Genomic DNA, 20088 nt, shown 5'->3' on the forward strand with positions numbered 1-20088 from the left:
GTTTTTCTTATTACCCTATTGAAAAAGCTTATTTAGTTTAATTTATAATGTACATCCTTTTCTTCCAGTGTATGAAGAAGTTCGCTGGTGATCTCTACTTTTTGTTTTCTACTGGACAGGTTTACTTTAATTTCTTCGTTCATTTCGTAAATAACAAAATTTAGCGGATGCTTCCCTTTGTAAGAGATAAGCGTATCTTTTAGCGCGTGAATATTTTCTTCTCTTAGTTGGTCAATATTCAATTTTATGGTTAGCTTTTTGGCAAAGTTTTCCATTGTTTCCTGCAACAGCATAAAATTGACATACTGCAAGCGCGCGTCTCCTTTTTTGCCGGTATCGCGGTTTGTCCATCCCTCCCTGACAAAGACTTTCACAAATACAAATGAATTAATCATCAGAAAGTGTCGGAATTTTAAATATTCTTCACCAAAAATTCGAAACTCATAGGTATCTGTATAATCCTCCATGGTAAATAAGGCCCATCCCTTACCATTTTTAGATACCCTGTGTTGTACATCCGTTATAACTCCGGCAAAAGCAAGTTCCCTGTTTACGTATTCTTCCAGATTATTGAAAAAAGAAACATTGGCATTGCAAAACGCATTGATCTCCGTCCTGAAATCATCCAGTGGATGTCCGGAGATATAAATACCTACTACCTCTTTTTCTCTTCTGAGTTTTTCCATAGTACCCCATTCTTCACAAGGAGGTACTTCAGGTTCCGGAATCTGAACTTCGCTGGTTTCACCAAACAAACTTACCTGAGATGAGTTTTCACTTTCCTGAAATTTGGAACCGTATTTTATAACCATTTCAAGGAAGGTGCTGCTATCTCCCGTCTTGTGAAAATATTGTGCTCTGTGTGATTCCCCAAAGGAATCGAAGCCTCCGGCTAAAGCAAGGTTTTCAAATGCTTTTTTATTGGCTGCTCTTAAATCTATTCGTTTAGCCAAATCAAACACCGATTTAAAGGCACCGTCCTCTTTTCGGTTTTCAACAATGGTCTCTACGGCTGAACGTCCTACCCCTTTAATTGCTCCCATTCCAAAGCGAACCGCATTGTCTTTATTCACTGCGAATTTATAGTAGGATTCATTTACATCCGGACCAAGGACTTCAAGCCCCATGCGTTTGCATTCTTCCATAAAAAATGTAACCTGCTTAATGTCGTTCATATTGTTCGAAAGAACGGCTGCCATATATTCTGCAGGATAGTGTGCTTTCAAATAGGCCGTTTGATAGGCGATATACGCATAACAGGTAGAATGACTTTTGTTAAAGGCATAGGAAGCAAAGGCTTCCCAATCCTTCCAGACCTTTTCCAGGATTTCCCTGGGATGTCCTTTTTTTTCACCCCCATCCAGGAACTGTGGCTTCAGTTTTTGGAGCAGGGAAAATATTTTTTTACCCATTGCTTTCCTGAGAACATCTGCTTCGCCTTTAGAAAAACCTGCAAGTTTTTGTGATAGCAACATCACCTGCTCCTGATAGACGGTTATCCCGTAGGTTTCTTTTAGGTACTCCTCCATCTCGGGAAGGTCATAGGTAATTTCCTCTTCGCCTTTCTTCCGGGCGATAAAACTGGGAATATATTCCATAGGACCGGGACGATAAAGCGCATTCATGGCTATTAAATCGTCAAATACCGAAGGCTTCAGATCTTTCAGGTGTTTCTGCATCCCTAAAGATTCATATTGAAATATCCCAACGGTATCCCCTTTCTGGAATAGCTCATAAGTGGGGGCATCATCCAGGGGAAAATCATCCGGAACTAATTGTATTCCATGCCTGGCTTTTACAATTTTAACGGTATCCTTTATTAGGGTCAGCGTTTTCAGACCAAGGAAATCCATTTTTAAGAGACCCGCATTCTCTACTACGGAATTGTCGAATTGGGTTACGTATAGATCAGAATCCTTAGCGGTGGCTACAGGAACAAAATTGGTTATGTCATCCGGGGTGATTATAACCCCGCAAGCATGGATGCCTGTATTTCGCAATGAACCTTCGAGCACCCTGGCCATCTTAACGGTCTGCGCCTCCAAATCTTCTCCTTCCGATATATTGAGCAGGCTATTTACTTTTTCCAATTCATCAGACCGGAACCGCTTTTTAAGATCCGCTTCGGGAACCCCAAAGATTTTGCTAAGTTTGGACATATTGGGAATTAGTTTCGCAATACGGTCTGCATCGTTTAAAGGCAGATCCAGAACTCTTGCCGTGTCTCTGATAGAAGATTTGGCGGCCATGGTACCATACGTTATAATCTGAGCCACCTGGTTCGCACCATATTTATTGATAACATAATCCATGACTTTTCCACGGCCTTCATCATCAAAATCAATGTCTATATCTGGCATTGACACCCTGTCCGGGTTAAGGAAGCGCTCAAACAGCAGGTCGTATTTCAGAGGGTCAATATTGGTTATCCAAAGGCAATAGGCCACTACAGAACCTGCTGCAGACCCTCTTCCCGGGCCCACCGAAACGTCCATATTCCTTGCTTCCCTTATGAAATCCTCAACAATGAGAAAGTAACCCGGATATCCGGAGTTCTCAACCGTTTTTAATTCAAAATCTATTCGTTCCCTTATCTCATCTGTAATCTCACCATATCTTTTTTTGGCCCCTTCATAGGTAATATGCCTGAGGTAGGCATTTTCACCGCGTTTCCCCCCATCTGCTTCATCTTCTTTTACCTTAAATTCATCCGGAATTTCAAACTCCGGTAAAAGTACGTCCCTGGCCAGTTCATAAGGCTCTATTTTGTCTATGATTTCCTGAATATTCAGAATAGATTCCGGCAGGTCTTTAAACAATTCTTTCATTTCAGAACCACTCTTAAAGTAGTATTCCTGGTTGGGCAGTCCATACCTGTAGCCCCGACCCCTGCCTATTGGGGTGGCCTGTTTTTCACCATCCTTAACGCATAATAAAATATCGTGCGCGTTGGCATCTTCCTTCGCGCAATAATAAGTATTGTTAGTGGCTACCAGTTTTACCTGATGTTTTTTGGCTAATTCAACAAGTACTTTATTTGCTCTTTCTTCATCTTCCTGGCCATGCCTCATGATTTCTATGTAAAAGTCATCTTTAAACATTTTTTTCCACCAAAGCAGGGCCTCTTCAGCCTGATTTTCGCCAATGTTCAGAATTTTGGAAGCTACTTCGCCATAAAGGTTTCCGCTCAGGACAATGATATCATCTTTATACTGCGATACAATATTTTTATCAATTCTGGGCACGTAGTAGAAGCCATCAGTATAAGCAATAGAAGACATTTTTGCCAGGTTGTGATAGCCATTTTTATTTTTTGCCAGCAATACCATTTGATACCCAAAGTCTTTTACATTTTTATTGGTATGGTCATCACAAACAAAAAATTCGCAACCGATAATCGGTTTTATAATATTTCTTGGAATGGCATCTTCATTTTCTGCTTCTCCGGCAGCAGTTTCTTCGACCATTTTATTATGGGCATTCACCTCTTTAACGAAGTGAAAAGCTCCCATCATATTGGCATGATCTGTCAATGCCACTGCCGGCATCCTGTTCTCGGAGGCGATAGCAACCAGATCCTTTACCTTAATGGTAGATTGCAGGACGGAAAACTGAGAATGGTTGTGCAGATGTATAAATTCTGCATCTTCAAGAGACTTAATATTTTTGTAGAGGTCCTCCTCGGAAACTTCCGTTACATCTAAATTATGGAGATTTTTGGCTATTTTTTCAGAGGTCTTCTTTAGGTTGATATGTTTTAAACCTATTAACTGAATTTCCTGTGGGTTGGCTTCCGTAAATTTTTCAAAGTAATCTGGTTGTACATCCAATTGTCCTTTAGTGTAGAGTTTTCTCCTTATGAGTTCCAGAAAGCATCGTGTAGTGGCTTCTACATCTGCTGTGGCATTGTGTGCTTCTTCAAAAGGCGTATTGAACAAATGCTGATGAAGCTCCGTAAGGGTGGGAAGCTTAAATTTGCCGCCCCGTCCTCCCGGAAGAGCACATAGGGTGGCCGTATGTTCAGTACATGTATCCAGCACGGGTAATTCTCCCAGTAAGGTTTTCAGATTGGCCCTGTGAAATTCGGCCCCCATTATGTTAATATCAAAACCAACATTCTGGCCTACTACAAATTTGGTTCTGGCAAGGGCCTCATTAAACTTTTCCAAAATTTCCGGCAGGGGATGCCCCTTTTCAAGGGCAAGTTCGGTAGATATTCCGTGAATTTTTTCGGCGTCATAAGGGATATTGAAACCATCTGGCTGTATCAGGTAGTCCTGCCGATCCAACAAATTGCCCATTGCATCGTGCAATTGCCAGGCAATTTGAATACAACGGGGCCAGTTTTCGGTATCACTTACCGGAGCGTCCCATCTCTTTGGCAGGCCGGTGGTTTCAGTATCAAAAATGAGGTACATAGTAATTTGGTTTCAGCTGAAAAAAAGTAGCTAAAAATAATCAAAAACAAAATTCATATAAAGCAGAGTTGTCAAGAGTTATTAACGCCGGCACAGATAATATTTTTTAAGTTCTTTTGAGATACATATCTTTAAAACTACATAAAGTTATAAGAAATGAATTTTAAGATCAAATTGTGGTATTTACAGCTAATATTGAGTGTCCTGTTTTGCGCAATAGGGTTGCAAAAAACCTTTGGACAAAATAATACCAAGCCACCCAATTTTATTATAATCTTTGCAGACGACCTTGGTTACGGCGACCTGGGGGTTTACGGCCACCCTACTATTCAAACACCCAACCTGGATCAAATGGCGCAGGAGGGACAGAAATGGACCAATTTTTATGCAGCGGCCAGTGTATGTACGCCCAGCAGGGCAGCTTTGCTCACGGGGAGATTGACCGTAAGGAGCGGCATGTCCAGCAACAAAAGAAGAGTGCTTTATCCTAATTCGAAAAATGGTTTGCCGGCATCTGAAATCACCCTTGCTGAACAACTCAAGAAGGTAGGTTATAAAACGGCCTGCATAGGAAAATGGCATTTGGGTCATAAGGAGCAATATCTCCCAACCAACAATGGTTTTGATTATTATTATGGGATTCCCTATTCCAATGATATGGATATGGTGGTTGAGATTCCCTATTGGGAGTATTGGAAACTAGGCAATGACGCAATAAAAACAAATCATTTTAATGTTCCGCTAATGCGGAATACAGAGATCATAGAACGCCCGGCTAACCAAAATACAATCACTGTAAGATATACCAGGGAAACTATTTCATTTATAAAGAAAAACAAGGAAAACCCATTTTTTATTTATTTAGCACATAACCAGCCGCATATACCTTTGTTTGTTTCAAAAGAATTCAAAGGCAAAAGTAAGCGTGGGTTATACGGCGATGTGTTGGAGGAAATTGATGATGGGGTTGGAAAAATAATTGCCGCCTTGAAGGAAGAAGGTCTCGAAAAGAACACGATAGTGGTTTTCACTTCGGATAATGGTCCATGGTTAAGTTTTAAGCTTAACGGCGGAAGTGCCGGACTTCTAAGAGCCGGTAAAGGAACAACATGGGAAGGGGGTATGAGGGAGCCGGGTATTTTCTGGGGGCCGGGCTTAATCAAGCCGGGATTGGTAAGTGGCCTGGGCTCTACTATGGATCTGTTCACAACATTCAGCCGATTGGCAGGAGTTAAAATTCCGCAAGACAGGATGATTGACGGGTACGATTTAAGTGAAACTTTGCTCCACGGGAATCCAAGTCCCCGAAAGAAGCTTTTTTATTACAGGGGGACCGATATATATGCTGTGCGTTTGGGAGATTTCAAGGCACATTTTATTACCCAGGGAGAATACGGCCAATTCGGCAAGAAAGAAGTGCACAACCCTCCCATACTATATAATTTAAGCACGGATCCGGAAGAACGATATGACGTAGCCATAGAAAATCCGGATGTTATTAAAGAGATTAATTCGCTTATTTCCGGGCACCTAACTAAATTGGTAAAAGGTCAGGATCAATTGGTAGAAACAGAATAAAAGGAATTCTTTTAAAAGTATTGGTGGTTTATAGAAAACGCGTATATTTGCAGCCCATTTATGGGGAAAATTAAAGAATTAATAATCGAGGGTCGGGCACCCTGCAAAATTAATGTGATATGCCAGTTAGAATTAGATTACAAAGACACGGAAAAAAAGGAAAACCATTTTATTGGATCGTAGCAGCAGATGCGCGCTCAAAAAGAGATGGTAAGTATCTTGAAAAGTTGGGGAGCTACAACCCAAACACCAATCCCGCCACCATTGACTTAAACATTGAGAATTCTGTTCAATGGCTTGTAAACGGAGCTCAGCCTTCAGATACTGCCAGAAGAATTTTATCTTATAAAGGTGTTTTATATAAGCATCACTTATTAGGGGGTGTTCGCAAAGGTGCTTTGACCGAAGAACAGGCAGAAGCAAAATTCAATGCCTGGGTTGAGGAAAAAGAAAATACTATTGCAAAGAAAGAGGCCGGCCTGGATAAAGCAAAGGCTGATGCAAAAGCAAAAGCTTTAGAAGCTGAAAAAGAAGTAAGCGAAAAAAGAGCTTTGGCAGCTACTGAGGCATTAAGCGAAGAGGCTGAAGCAGAAATAACGGAAGAAGAAATAATAGTTACAGAGGAAGCCGAAGCAACTGCCGTGGCAGAAGAAGCTGCTCCAGTAGCTGAAGAAGCTGTAACAGAAGAAAAAGTGGAGGAAGCTACTCCTGTAGCTGAAGAAGCTGTAACAGAAGAAAAAGTGGAGGAAGCTACTCCTGTAGCTGAAGAAGCTGTAGCAGAAGAAAAAGCCGAAGAGGCTGCTCCTGCAGTTGAAGAAGCTGCTCCTGCTAAGGCAGAAGACACTGCAAAAGAAGAAGCTGACACGGAAGAAAAGCCTACTGCTTCTGAAAAGAAAGAATAATTTTTAAACGAGATGCAGAAGGAAGATTGTTTCTACCTGGGCAAAATCGTTTCAAAACACAGTTTTAAGGGGGAGGTACTTGTTAAACTCGATACTGATGAGCCCGAGATATACGAAAACATGGAATCAGTTTTTGTTTCAATAGGAAACAATCTGGTTCCATTTTTTATTGAAAAGTGTTATTTGCATAAATCGAATCTGCTTCGTATTCGGTTTGAAGACATTTCCTCTGAGGCTGATGCAGATCGTATCATCGGCTCTCATTTGTACCTTCCCTTAGAATTCCTGCCCAAACTTTCGGGAAACAAATTCTATTATCATGAAATTATCGGGTTTGAGGTCATCGATAGCCAGCATGGGAACATTGGAAGTATTATAGCTGTAAATGACTCTGTTTCCCAGGCGCTCTTTGAGGTAAAAAAAGGGGATAAAGAACTATTGATCCCCGTAGCCGATAATATTATTGATGAAGTTGACAGGGCCAATAAAATTCTTTATGTAACTACCCCTGAAGGACTGGTAGACCTTTATCTTTCCTAGTATTTCCAATTGAGAGTAGAAAAGGATAGTATTGGTTAGGTTCTTTCTTTTTTTTCTATCTTTCATTATCTTTTATTTTGGTTTAAAAAATGAACATCCGAATTGTTTTTTATGTTTTGGCTAATGCTTTATTTTTAAGCTGCGCAACCGAACCTTCGAAATCTATTGAAGGTTTTGAAATACACCCTGATTTTAAAATTGAATTAGTTGCTTCTGAACCATTGGTTTATGATCCGGTGGACATGCAGTTCTCTCCCTCGGGCAAAGCCTACGTTTTAGAAATGCCCGGTTATCCTCTGCGTGATGAACAAAGCCGTATTATACTTTTGAAAGATACCGATGATGATGGAGTTTATGATGAAAGGAAAGTCTATGCTGACAGCCTGGGAGTAGCTTCCTCTTTTATGTTTTATAAAGGTGGTTTTCTGGTAGCTTCCCCGCCTCATCTTATTTGGATTTCGGACCAGGACTTTGATGGGTTGGCCGATGAACGAGTTCATATTATGGATGGCTTTAGCAATGATAATCTTCAGCATAATTTTAATGGATTGACTTATGGATTGGATAACTGGATCTATGCCGCAAATGGAGGAAATTCAGGAAAACCGTATTTTTTCTCTAAACCTGATGCCGTTCTGAATTTAAGAGGTGGTGATCTCCGTCTGGATTTGGAAAATGAAATTGCCGAAAGAGTAGGGGAATCTTCCGGTGGATTTAAAATTACTTTTGACGAATGGGGTAGATTGTATGAAACGCATAACCTGGAACATGTTTCCCAATTGGTATTTGAGGATCGTTATTTTCAAAATTTACCTGTTACCCCCGGACATGCATTAACAAATATCTCCGACCATGATGAAAACGGTTTGTCCAGAATTTATCCCATTGGTGAGCAGGAAACCAGGGTAAATCACCCTGAGCAATCCGGGTATTTTTCAGGTGCATGCGGAATTACATTTTATGGGGGAGGAATATTCCCCGAAGATTTTAATTCATCTTTATTAGTGGCTGATTGCGTTCTGAATCTTGTCCATATGGACATGTTAACCGAAAACAACGCAGCTTCGAAAGCAAGCAGGGTTGGAGATAAAACCGAATTTCTGGCGTCTAGTGACAGGGCATTTAGACCGGTTAATATGACTGTGGGCCCGGATGGGTCTCTTTATGTTTTAGATATGCACAGGGAAGTAATTGAACATCCTGAATGGATTCCGGATGATATTGAGGCCGAACTGGATTTAAATGCCGGGAGAAAGGAAGGAAGGATCTACCGTATTACCGGAATCCAATATAACTATGACAAACCAAAAGATCTGGAAAGTTTTAGTGAAACAGAACTTGTAGCAGCCCTGGGGAACAAAAACCAATGGATAAGGAAGACAGCGCAACAATTACTCGTAACCCAAAAGAATTATAAATCAGTTCCTTTACTGGCAACACAATTGGACAGCACTCAAAATCCGTTGGCAAGAATCCATAGTTTATGGACACTGGAGGGCCTGGGTAGCCTGAATAACAAGCAATTAATGAAAGCTTTAAATGATCCTTATAGCCCTATTGCCGAAAATGCCCTGAAAATTCTAGAGACAAGACCAGAAGAAATTAACGAGTTTATGGAACCATTGCTGGGTTTGACCCTGGCAAGTAATCCACGCCTTAGAATGCAGGCTGCTCTTACCCTCAGTGCTATCTCAGATTCTTTATATTTTGCAAATAGGGGTCAAATAGCGTCCTCAATGAGAAAGGTATTAAAGGAAACTCAATCCGATCAATGGAACAGAATGGCAATGTCATTTGCATTAAGCAGACAGGCCGGTCGTTTTGTAGGTGAAGAATTGACATATAACGAGGAGCTAACAGAAGATCAAAAACAGGTACTGGGAATTTTGACCGCAATAATTGGAAAAGAAATGGATGTTCCGAGTATTAAATCGGTCCTGGATGGAATCTATAAAAGTAATATACCAAAACCTTTAAAAGCCGGGTTTATTGAATCACTTTCCAAAGGATACGTACAGAGAGTGGATCAAATGGCAGACAAAGACAGTGAGAATTCAATCATAAAGGCTTTGAGAGCTCTGGAAAACACCAATGACCTTGGAATAATAAAAGCCGCTGGAGAACTTCGCCTGGCCATGGGATTTCCTTCTTCTGAAAAGATCAATGAAATAATGGCGAAATCCCAGAAGGATATTTTAGAGCAAAAGGGGAGTATAGATGAGCAATTGCTGCAACTAAAATTAATTGGCTTGTCTGATTTCGAAAACAGGGCCTCTTTGCTTTACAAACTGCTGGATAGTAAAAGACCAATGGTTTTGCAAAAGGAATCCCTTCGACAATTATGGAATTCTAATGAAAAAGAAGTGGGGCCAAGGCTTTTAGGTATGTGGAATTCTTTGGCTCCGGAAGCCAGAAAGCACGCAACGGATATTCTGTTATATAAATCTTTTAATCATGATGTACTTTTAACTGCCATGGAAGATGGTACAGTGAACCTCGGTGAATTTAATCTTGACCTGGAGCGCAGGAGAGTATTATTGTTTTCTGATGATGAAGATATTCGAAAACGAGCGGAGGCATTGTTTTCAGATAGCGGAGTTGTTCAAAGGAAACAGGTAATATTAGAAATGCAAGCTGCTTTAGCCCTTAATGGTGATTCAGAAAAGGGAAGTGTTGTATTTAAAAATTTGTGTTCAAGTTGCCATATTTATGGAAGTACAGGCAATGAGGTAGGTCCTGTTTTAACCGAAATAAGCAGGAAAAGTAAGGAATCTCTGGTTCATGAAATTCTGGACCCTAATGCCGCCGTGGATACCCGATATTTAAACTACAAAGTAATCACAACTGGCGGAAGCATCTATTTTGGGCTTGTCAGTAATGAAACAGATACAGAACTGGCATTAAAAATGACAGGTGGGGAAGAAGTAATTATTCCTAAAAATACAATTGAAGTATTTATGTCTACCGGAAAATCTCTAATGCCGGAAGGACTGGAAGCTGGAATTAATAAACAGCAAATGGCTGATTTGCTGGCATTTCTTCAACAACCGCGATAGAGAACTTAAACTTAAAGTTTCAAATTAATCTATCAGGAAATGGGTTTTTCGAAATTGTTATTGCAGGGATGAATTTAAAGGCATTTTAAGCCAGAGACATTTTACAATACTCCAGGCACTTTTTAACCTCCTCTACAGCATTTGAGCCCTCCGGGATATCGTATTCCAGTTCTATGGTTACAGGAAATTTATACTTGTTATCCCTGATTAATTGAAGGGCCTGGGTTATAGGAGTATCTCCGGTTCCCCAGGGAAGATTTCCTTTTCCATGCTCCGGTGTTTGCCGATCTTTGGTGTGCATGCTCATTATCCGCTTATGTTTGCTCTTTATAATATCCAGCGGGGCTTTATTTCCGGCAGCTACATAATGGCCCAGATCCAGGTTCAATGCGTTGTATTTGGATTGTTTCAGTGCTGTATCCCAGAAGGTGGGGGTTTGTTGTTCATGACCATGGTAGGCTACATAGATACCGTGTTTTTTTGCCATAGCTCCAAGTTTTTGGGTATGAATATCATCATCCGGGTGCTCCAGGGTTACATGGCTGGCTCCTAAAGTTTTCGCTGCCCGCATTCCCCAATTAATTTCGTCGTCAGTATTGTCCTTTCCAAAGGCCCTTGGTTTAAAAGCATAAATGGTAACCCCGGCATCATTATACATCTTCCTGAGTTCTTCAAATTTGTCCATGGATACCGTTGAACGCCATTGTGCAACTTCTTTGTTGTAAGCTGCCGTTTTTTCCTCCATTTCTGCCAACTCTTTTTCCTGCACATCACTAAGCACTTCTCCTCTGCGTTTAGATCTCATTAAAGAGTAATAGGCACGACGGTTAACCGGGTTTTCCGGTTTCCCTGCAAAGGACTCGGCCGGATCTCCCATAAGTTCAATGGCACTGATTCCACAATCCAATATGTACTTTAAGGTAGCCTCGGCACTTTGATCGGGCATGCTTCTGAAAGAATAGGTGATTACACCAATCTGTACTCCGTTTATTATTGAATTTGGCCGGTAGGGGGTTTTTAGTTTTGATGGAGCTGCAAGAAGGTAGGGACCAGATATGGCAGCACCGGCTGCAAAAGTTGCAGTAGTACCAAGGAACTTTCTTCTGCTAAAATTGCTTTTTTTATTTTCCATAATGTTGTTCGTTAGGGGTTACTTTAGTTTATCAACTTTTCGTTATGAAGTATGCCAAATATTTTCAGTTGTCTCATGGACCAGGGAATTTCTCCTTCTTCCTTTAAATTATCAGTTAAGACAAACCGCAGGAATTTGGTTTTGCTTGGCGCAAAGGATAATATAGTATCCGGGGAATCGCATTTCCCGGCATCAACGGTATTCCATTGTGTGCCATCCATAGAAACCTGTAATTCGTAGGCCCTGGGATAGCTCTGATAAGGAGGTATACGGTCCCTGTAATTTCCCCGTCTTTTGGGAGGAGAATTAAAATGTATTTCAGTAATGGTGTTAACATCCGGAAATTCAATCTGATACCACATGCCTTTGCTTTGTCTTTCGCCTGTTGTCCATCCTTCAAAATTAAATGCACTCGACGGGGAAGCCGTACCCCCAATACGAGAAGGTTTTGTATGACTGGCGCTTACCTTCCAAAGGTCAGTTGGAACCAGGATTTGAGGCACAGAAGCTAATAATTCCTCGTAAAGGTATGGCCCTTTTTGTGCTTTACTTTCTAAACGAACCTCTGCCACCTGTTCCGGTGAAACAATTGAAGCTTCATTGGTCAAATTTACACGAATGTAGCTGGCAATATCGGCAATCCAATCATCTGACTGATCACCCATTCCCACCATGAGCCCTCCCGGATAAGTCTGTCCGTCTAAAGGTCCTTCCAACCCATGCAGGAGTGTTTTTATAACATATTCCGGATGCGACTGAACCCTGGGAGAACCTGTCAGGGGTGGTGCCATAACGGTTCCGTTGCCTAAAGAGGTGCCCGTGCCATCTGCACCGTGGCACTGTACGCATAGTTCGTTAAAAATTACACCACCCCTTTCCATTTGCTCCTGTTGTGCGGCTGTCAATTCGGGACCTGAATCTATCATCCATCCTTTTAGTTCAACCGGATTCAAAATCTGTTCACCCAACACCTGTATTCCCCTGGCGTTATTGGATGCCATCAATGCCGTAATTTCCTCATCTAAAGTGGGGATCTTTGTTAAATTGGCTGTTAGCATAGCCTGTATGGCAACGTCCACATTGGTGTCTTTCAATAAAAGTATGTAGTCTTTAGCCAGTTCTTGGTCACCTCCTTTATATAAAGTTTCACTTACTCGAAGTGCCTGTATGCGCATTCGCGGATTTTGGTCTTTAAACAATTGACGTACCAGCATTCTATCTAATGCTCCCAATCCTTCCAAACTCCACAATGCATGAATACGCGTCAAATGGTTTTTGCTTTCCCGCACCATTTGTTCAAGCTCCGGCACCACACTTCTATCCCGCGACATAACAATCAATTGTTGTGCCTTATCACGCCACCAGCCATTAGGGTGCTCCAGATGTTTTACCAGTTCTGAAGGGCTTTCTTCAAACATCCTGGGTTTTGTTTTATCACGGGCAGTATCTTCATGGGTAATTCGCCATATGCGGCCCAAGCCTATAACTTTATCCAATTGGTATTGTTCAATTTTCGTACGCAGATATGTTCCTTTTTGAGCCCATTGTCCCTCTTGTATGATGCCATGATACATATCTACCACATACATAGTGCCATCCGGAGCCGTTGCCATATCTACCGGCCTGAATAAAGGATCTGTACTCCGGAGGAATTCAGATTTTTCATCCTGATAAACATTATGCAGTGTCGTAAGTCCTTCCGTTACAACCGGGTTTATCTGACGCACTATTCGAGCCACCGGCTCCCCGTAAAACAATTGGCCGTATAATTCCCCGGGTAATCGGTCGCCCCGATAAATGTCGTTACCTGCAGACCCGGTCACTCTATTCAAAGAGCCGTCGGGCTGGCGGATCTCATCCATACCCCCTTGCATATCAGCAATTTTTACCGCTGCGCCCCATGGGACTTCAAAACCTTCGGCAAATTGATTTTCAACCTTAAAAGTGCCATAGTGAATAGGGAATTGAAAATAGGAAGGTACACCACTGGCCCCACCCTGAAACCAAAGCTTGCCATCATCATCATGCGTAATGCCCCATTGTGCCCTGTTATATCCTGTTTTTTCCCTTATAACTCCGCCTGGTGTTTCTTTTACCCTGAAAGCGTTTACCGTACTGTACAGCCAATTATCCATACCCCAATACATAAAAGCCTGTTGGTGCTCTACATTCCCCGAGCGACCATATTTATTGGTAAAAAATTCTTTTTTGTCTGCTTTGCCATCCCCATCGGTATCCGAGTATTTGTATACGTTATCTTCATCTGAATTCATGGTCAAAACAGCATCTTTTCCATAGGGCAGTACAAATCTGGGAAAGATTAAGCTGTCTACAAAAACACCCCCGGTTTCATACTTTCCGTCCTTGTCCGTATCCTCCCAGCGAGAAATTCTACTGACGGGTTCCAGGGTTCCGTCTGAATCAGCGGTTAACATATATGTGCGTAATTCCAATACGTACATTCGTCCGTTTCCGTCAAACGAAATTGCACCCGGCTGCTCAATCTGTGGTTCTGTGAGTATAGGTTCTATTTTATATCCCGGAGGTAAAAGAAAGTGACTGGCTTCTTCATCAGGATATAAAGGGAGTACAGGGTTTTTTGGGTCCAGGTCAATGCCTTTCCAGTTTTCACTTTCCGGATCTTCATCCTCAGGAATGCTTAAAACAGGTAAGGTGTCCGACATGGTACTAATTACCATTTCAACAGGGTGTGGCCCTTCATTTTTGGTTTTGCAGCCGGCTGTTATAAGAATAAGAAGAAAAAACAGGGACAAACATTTTTGGGCCGGGATTTTTAAATCCCTGGATATTTTAGTTAGCATACTTTAAATTTATAACAAGCTCCGAATACTATACCTGATGAAGGAAAATTAATTATATTCAGCCCAACTTACAAGTATTTAATAAAACTTTACAAAACAGAATTTTGAAAAATCACCTTATTTATGCTTCGTAACCTTTCTTTGAGTATCCTGATCCTGTTTACAGCGGGATGCAAGCATAAAGCAGAAAAAGCAGCATCCAGGGAAGAGAAACCTCCGAATATTGTCCTGATTTTTACCGATGATCAGGGTTATCAGGATGTGGGGGTCTTCGGAGCGAATGATATCCCTACGCCACATCTGGATCAGATGGCCAGCGACGGTATTAAATTAACCAGTTTTTATGCCGCCCAGGCCGTATGCTCAGCGTCAAGAGCCGGGCTGTTAACAGGATGTTATCCTAATCGTATCGGGATTCACAATGCCTTCATGCCAGATAGCAAAATTGGGTTAAATCCTTCTGAAACGACTATTGCGGAAATGCTAAGAACAAAAGGATATGCAACCGGTATTTTTGGAAAATGGCATTTAGGGGACCATCCGGATTTTTTACCAACCAAACAAGGGTTTGATGAGTATTTTGGAATTCCCTATTCCAACGATATGTGGCCTTTTCATCCGCAACAGGGGCCCGTGTTTAATTTTGGACCCTTGCCTTTATATGAGAATGAAACCATAATAGACACTTTAACCAACCAGTCTCAATTAACGACTGAAATCACAGAACGCAGCGTTGATTTTATAAACAGGAATAAAGATCGTCCCTTCTTCCTTTATGTGCCGCATCCACAACCCCACGTGCCTTTATTCGTATCTGATAAATTCAGGGGAAAGTCGGGTAGGGGATTATATGGCGACGTAATTATGGAGATTGACTGGTCTGTAGGAGAGATATTGAATGCATTAAAAACCAATAATCTTGATGAAAATACAGTTGTTATTTTTACTTCGGATAATGGTCCCTGGTTATCCTACGGAAATCATGCGGGCAGTGCTTTGCCATTTCGCGAAGGTAAGGGCACAGCCTGGGAAGGGGGTCACAGAGAACCATTTATACTGAGATATCCTGAAGGTTTAAAAGGAGGCCGCACTATTGATGCTGCCGTAATGGCCATAGATATCTTACCTACGATTGCCGCTATTACAGGATCAAAATTGCCTGAAGCTGTTATTGACGGTAAAAGTGTTTGGGAATTGCTTAAAGGAGATAGTAAAAAGAGCCCACAGGAGGCATATTATTTTTATTACCGGGTAAATGAACTTCACGGTGTCCGATATGGGAATTGGAAGCTTTATTTCCCGCATAATTACAGAACTATGAAAGGCCAGCAACCGGGAAAGGATGGCCTTCCCGGCGATTATGTGTATCTGGATTTAAATGAAATTGAACTTTATGACCTTTCAGAAGACGCGGGCGAAACCATAAATGTAGCTGCTGAATATCCCGAAGTTGTCGAAGAAATAGAACAGCTTGCAGATTCGATGCGAAAAAAACTAGGGGATTCCTTGAAGGATATGGAAGGAACGGATAACAGACCGGCAGGTAGCATTGAATGAGAAAACCATTTAAGTTTAAACAATTTACTATTTATCAGGATCGTTGTGCCATGAAGATAGGCACAGATGGCGTTTTGTTGGGGGCCTGGGCGAATACCTCCAATTCACCTGAATCTATTTTGGATATTGGCGCCGGCACAGGGGTAATTGGGTTAATGATGGCTCAAAGATGTTCTGCGGATAGCATCGATGCCATTGAGATAGATGAGGATGGTTTTGAACAATGCGTTGAGAATTTTGAGGCCTCGCCCTGGGCAGACAGACTATTTTGTTTCCATGCTTCCCTGGATGAATTCCTTGATGAGGTAGAGGATAAATATGACCTGATCATTTCCAACCCGCCTTTTTATTCTGAAGAATTTTCCAGTGGGGATAGGGCAAGAGACCAGGCACGTCAGAATAGTTCCCTGCCTTTTGGCCTTCTTTTAAAGGGGGTCTCTGAACTGCTCTCAGAAAATGGCATTTTTGCACTGGTAACTCCCTTTAAAGAAGAAAAGAACGTAAAAAAAGAAGCATTAAGATTTGGGCTGTATCCATCGCGTTTAATGCATGTAAAAGGCCATCCGTCTTCTGAAGTTAAACGAAGCCTCATGGAATTCCAATTTAAAAAAACCGACATTATTACAAGTGAACTGATTATCGAAAAGTCCAGACACCGGTATACGGAGGAATATATTAAGCTTACCCGGGATTTCTATCTTAAAATGTAAGCTTAATCGATTCTGTAAATGGGTCGGGTCAGGCAGGTAGGACCACCCCCGCCCTTATAACTTATTTCCCGGCCCTTATAGGTATATACAATACACCCTGCTTTTCGCAAAGCATATTCGGTAAGCGGATTTCCTGCTACCATTATACATTCCCTCGGAGCAATTGCAAGCACATTGCAACCCATAGATTCGAATTCTTGTTCGGGTACCTCCACAAGGGAAAACCCACGTTCCAGAAGTTTATTTCTGAATGAAATGGGCATGAGTGGGGAATAAACGACCGCCAGGTCCTTATCTACCGGACTTAAAATTGACATTAAATGGAAGACATCTGAAGGGCCTTTGTAATGGGGAAGCTCTGCCACCAAAACCTCAATATGGTATGGAGCAAGCAGTTCTTTTAATTGTTCTATGCCGGATAAATTTGTGCGATACGTATGCCCTGCGGCCAATGTATTTTTGTTTAACCATGCAACATCTCCCCCTTCAAGGGTTCCCGGGGGTTTAATAGTGCCAAGAACCGGGATATCACTGGCCTGGAAGAATTCTTTTTGTGCCTTTGGTTCCATAGAACGGGCTTGCTTTCCCATATTGCAAATTATCATGCCATGATCTGTGGCTATACTGGCATCACGGCAATAGATGGAATCTATGGTAACAGATTCAGATTCTGGGAAACAACTTATGTGGGGTACTTTCCGAACAAGTAAATTTTTGAATTCTTCATATTCCTCTTTTGCCCTGGTCAGATCTGGTTTGGAAAGGTAATTATGAGCAGCCCATTCCTTTTTTAGTTTCTCCTCACTAATAAATGCCTGTTCCGCGGTTTTGATAACCACGCGTTCCATTTTTTTGTATTCAGACTGACAGGTATATTGCATCTGACTATTAGGTTGAGTCTTTATTTTTCCATTTAACAAATACATAAAAGGGTATCCCTAATAGTAACAGAATAAAGCCCCAAAATACGGACTTTTCCCCTGCGCCGAATATGGCCCAAAGGGAGTAAGAAAAAGCCAGACTCCCCATGCCGTATATTCCCAGCCAAGGTTGGGAAGGCAATTTTTTTTCTAAAAGGATGCTTACATAGGCGGCAGCCGTAAAGAGATATGGAACTACGGCAATCATGGTGCCCAGTAAAATTAGAAACCTGAATTGCTCTACCAGGCCTTCGGTATAGTTCATTAACATTACTGCAGAAGCCAAAGCACTGCCTATGAGCATTCCATAAACAGGAACACCTTTTTTGTTTTCTTTCTTAAAAATTCCCGGAAAGAGCTTATCTTTTGCTGTGGCCTTTGGTAATTGACCTACAATTAAGATCCATCCATTAAGCGCTCCAAAGGCAGCAATTGCTGCTCCCCCTGCTACTAGACCACGTCCAAGTTCTCCGGTCATAATCCCCATGGCATCTGCAAATGGTGCCGGTGAAATGGCAAGTTCTCCTAGGGGCACCATCCCCATAACTGCTATTGTTCCCAATATATAAACCATAGTGGTTATTAATGTTCCCAGCATAGTGGCTCTGGGAATGGTTTTTCCGGGGTCTTTTACGTTATCTGAGGGAATAGTTGCACTTTCAAACCCCAAAAAAGCATAGAGCGTCATGGTGGAGGTTATAGCAATAGCTTCAAAACTGGATGAATCACTTACATTGAAGGGTATAAAGTTGTCAATATTAAAATAGAAAAAGCCCCCAACTATAATCATTACGATGGGGGTGAGTTTAAGTATGGTTGTGACAACCTGTATTTTACCTGATTCCCTCACCCCTTTGGAATTGATCCAGGTGAGCAACCAAATTGCACTTAGTCCCGTTAGGACAGAAACCAACGGATTATTCCCCAATATCGGGAACAAAATACTCAAAGCACTTACAAAGGCAATGGCCATTATTGCCATACCAATCCAAATAGAAATCCAATATCCCCAGGCCACCAAAAATCCGGCGAATTCCCCGAAGCCCGACTTTGTATAGGCATAGGGCCCACCGGCTTTATCCAGGAATAATTTACTGAGTTTACTAAAAACCAGGGCCAGTACAAAAGTACCCAATGAGGAGGCCAGCCAACCAAGAATACTGATTCCGCCGTAGGCTGCCAGGGCTGCCGGCATTAGAAAAACACCTGCTCCAATCATATTCCCGATTACCAGAGATGTGCTCATCCATAGCCCCAGTTTTTTATTATTCTTGTTTTGGTTCATTGGTTTAGGTTGGTTATGAAAAGAATTATATATTTTTAAATGTACAAACTTATATAACTCGGTGACTGAAAAACTTAGAATTGATCCGGATATCAAAAAGGCAGAGACTTTGCCGGCCTCATTTTATCGCAATCCTGATTATTTTGAGGCGGTAAAGGAGCGCGTTTTCTACAGGTCCTGGCAATGGATCGGCCATGAAGGTTTAATGGGTGCCGGGCAGAACGCATATCCATTTATATTACTGGATAAATTTTTAACTGAGCCCATGCTTTTAACCCGGGATAAGTCAGAGAGGCTTTCCTGCCTTACGAACGTTTGCACACATCGCGGAAATTTAGTTGTTGAAAGCACAAAGGCTGCTAAAAAACTTATTTGCGGTTACCATGGGAGAAGCTTTAGTATTCATGGTAAAATGGAGCATATGCCGGAATTTGAAGATGTTGAGAATTTTCCCGGGACATGCGATAACCTTAAAAAATTTCCATTGCAGCCCTGGGGACCTTTTTTATTTGTAGGCCTCAATCCCGCCTTTGAGATGCAAAAGGTATTGGATGCCATGAATAAAAGGGTAGGATTTATGCCTTTGCAGGAGTTTAAACCTGATGAAAAGCGAACTAAAGATTATTTTATAAATGCAAACTGGGCACTGTATTGTGATAATTATTTGGAAGGTTTTCATATCCCCTTTGTCCACGAGGATCTGAATTCAGTTTTAGATTACGGGGACTATGATACTATTTTGCACGACCATATGAATTTGCAGATAGGCTATGCCGAAGGTACCGAAGAGGTCTTTGATCTTCCTGAAAATCATCCGGATTTTGGAAAAAAAATAGCGGCTTATTACTACTGGGTTTTCCCAAATATGATGTTTAATTTTTACCCCTGGGGTGTTTCCGTAAATTTGGTCCAGCCCCTTGAAATGAATAAGACTAAAGTTTCCTTCTATAGTTATGTCTATGACCCTTCAAAATTAGATAAAGGGGCCGGTTCGCAATTGGATAAGGTAGAAATGGAAGATGAAGCTGTAGTTGAAGGCGTGCAGAAGGGTATTCGCTCTCGCTTTTATAAGGCAGGCCGGTTTTCACCAACACGGGAAAAAGGGGTTCATCATTTTCACCGGCTTCTGGCAGAATTCATAAATTCATAAATGATTGTTTTAAGGCTG

11 protein-coding genes and 1 pseudogene are annotated in these 20088 nt (G+C 41.6%); 7 read left to right on the top strand and 5 right to left on the bottom strand.

The window, feature by feature from the left end:
* Positions 1-32: 32 nt before the first annotated feature.
* On the bottom strand, positions 33-4418 hold the full coding sequence (dnaE, locus tag G504_RS0112810; RefSeq protein ID WP_019670587.1) for a DNA polymerase III subunit alpha: 4386 nt from the start codon (positions 4416-4418) through the stop codon (positions 33-35).
* A gap of 156 nt (positions 4419-4574) precedes the next feature.
* Between dnaE and G504_RS0112815 the strand changes: the two genes are divergently transcribed.
* From G504_RS0112815 to G504_RS0112830, 4 genes and pseudogenes are all read left to right on the top strand, one after another.
* Positions 4575-5996 (top strand): sulfatase family protein, encoded by a 1422-nt coding sequence (locus G504_RS0112815; RefSeq protein WP_019670588.1) that lies wholly within the window; start codon positions 4575-4577, stop codon positions 5994-5996.
* A 119-nt stretch (positions 5997-6115) separates the two neighbouring features.
* A pseudogene (locus G504_RS18715) lies at positions 6116-6649 on the top strand (30S ribosomal protein S16); the annotation flags it as partial.
* Between the two features lie 261 nt (positions 6650-6910).
* Entirely contained in the window at positions 6911-7438 is a 528-nt protein-coding gene (rimM, locus tag G504_RS0112825; protein WP_019670590.1) for a ribosome maturation factor RimM, read from the top strand.
* An 89-nt stretch (positions 7439-7527) separates the two neighbouring features.
* Positions 7528-10494, top strand: a complete 2967-nt coding sequence (locus G504_RS0112830; RefSeq protein ID WP_019670591.1) for a PVC-type heme-binding CxxCH protein — start codon at positions 7528-7530, stop codon at positions 10492-10494.
* Between the two features lie 85 nt (positions 10495-10579).
* Here the strand turns inward: G504_RS0112830 and G504_RS0112835 are convergent, their stop codons facing one another.
* Both G504_RS0112835 and G504_RS0112840 read right to left on the bottom strand, forming a co-directional pair.
* A complete protein-coding gene (locus tag G504_RS0112835; RefSeq protein WP_019670592.1) occupies positions 10580-11626 on the bottom strand; it encodes a sugar phosphate isomerase/epimerase family protein in 1047 nt (348 codons plus the stop codon).
* Positions 11627-11649: 23 nt separating this feature from the next.
* Complete coding sequence (locus tag G504_RS0112840) at positions 11650-14448, bottom strand: DUF7133 domain-containing protein (protein ID WP_019670593.1); 2799 nt, start codon at positions 14446-14448, stop codon at positions 11650-11652.
* Between the two features lie 123 nt (positions 14449-14571).
* On the opposite strand from G504_RS0112840, the gene G504_RS0112845 reads away from it, so the two are divergent.
* On the top strand, positions 14572-16005 hold the full coding sequence (locus tag G504_RS0112845) for a sulfatase family protein (protein WP_019670594.1): 1434 nt from the start codon (positions 14572-14574) through the stop codon (positions 16003-16005).
* A complete protein-coding gene (locus tag G504_RS0112850; RefSeq protein ID WP_019670595.1) occupies positions 16002-16715 on the top strand; it encodes a tRNA1(Val) (adenine(37)-N6)-methyltransferase in 714 nt (237 codons plus the stop codon). The genes G504_RS0112845 and G504_RS0112850 overlap by 4 nt, the downstream gene beginning before the upstream one ends.
* 2 nt (positions 16716-16717) lie before the next feature.
* On the opposite strand, the gene G504_RS0112855 is transcribed toward G504_RS0112850, so the two are convergent.
* Both G504_RS0112855 and G504_RS0112860 read right to left on the bottom strand, forming a co-directional pair.
* Positions 16718-17596 (bottom strand): dimethylarginine dimethylaminohydrolase family protein, encoded by an 879-nt coding sequence (locus tag G504_RS0112855; protein ID WP_026348566.1) that lies wholly within the window; start codon positions 17594-17596, stop codon positions 16718-16720.
* 7 nt (positions 17597-17603) lie between these two features.
* Positions 17604-18920 carry an amino acid permease gene (locus tag G504_RS0112860; RefSeq protein ID WP_019670597.1) on the bottom strand — a complete coding sequence of 439 codons (1317 nt, stop codon included), beginning with the start codon at positions 18918-18920 and terminating at the stop codon, positions 17604-17606.
* 61 nt (positions 18921-18981) lie between these two features.
* On the opposite strand from G504_RS0112860, the gene G504_RS0112865 reads away from it, so the two are divergent.
* Positions 18982-20070 (top strand): SRPBCC family protein, encoded by a 1089-nt coding sequence (locus G504_RS0112865; protein WP_019670598.1) that lies wholly within the window; start codon positions 18982-18984, stop codon positions 20068-20070.
* The last annotated feature ends 18 nt before the right edge of the window (positions 20071-20088 follow it).

Source organism: Eudoraea adriatica DSM 19308 (assembly GCF_000382125.1).
GTDB lineage: Bacteria > Bacteroidota > Bacteroidia > Flavobacteriales > Flavobacteriaceae > Eudoraea > Eudoraea adriatica.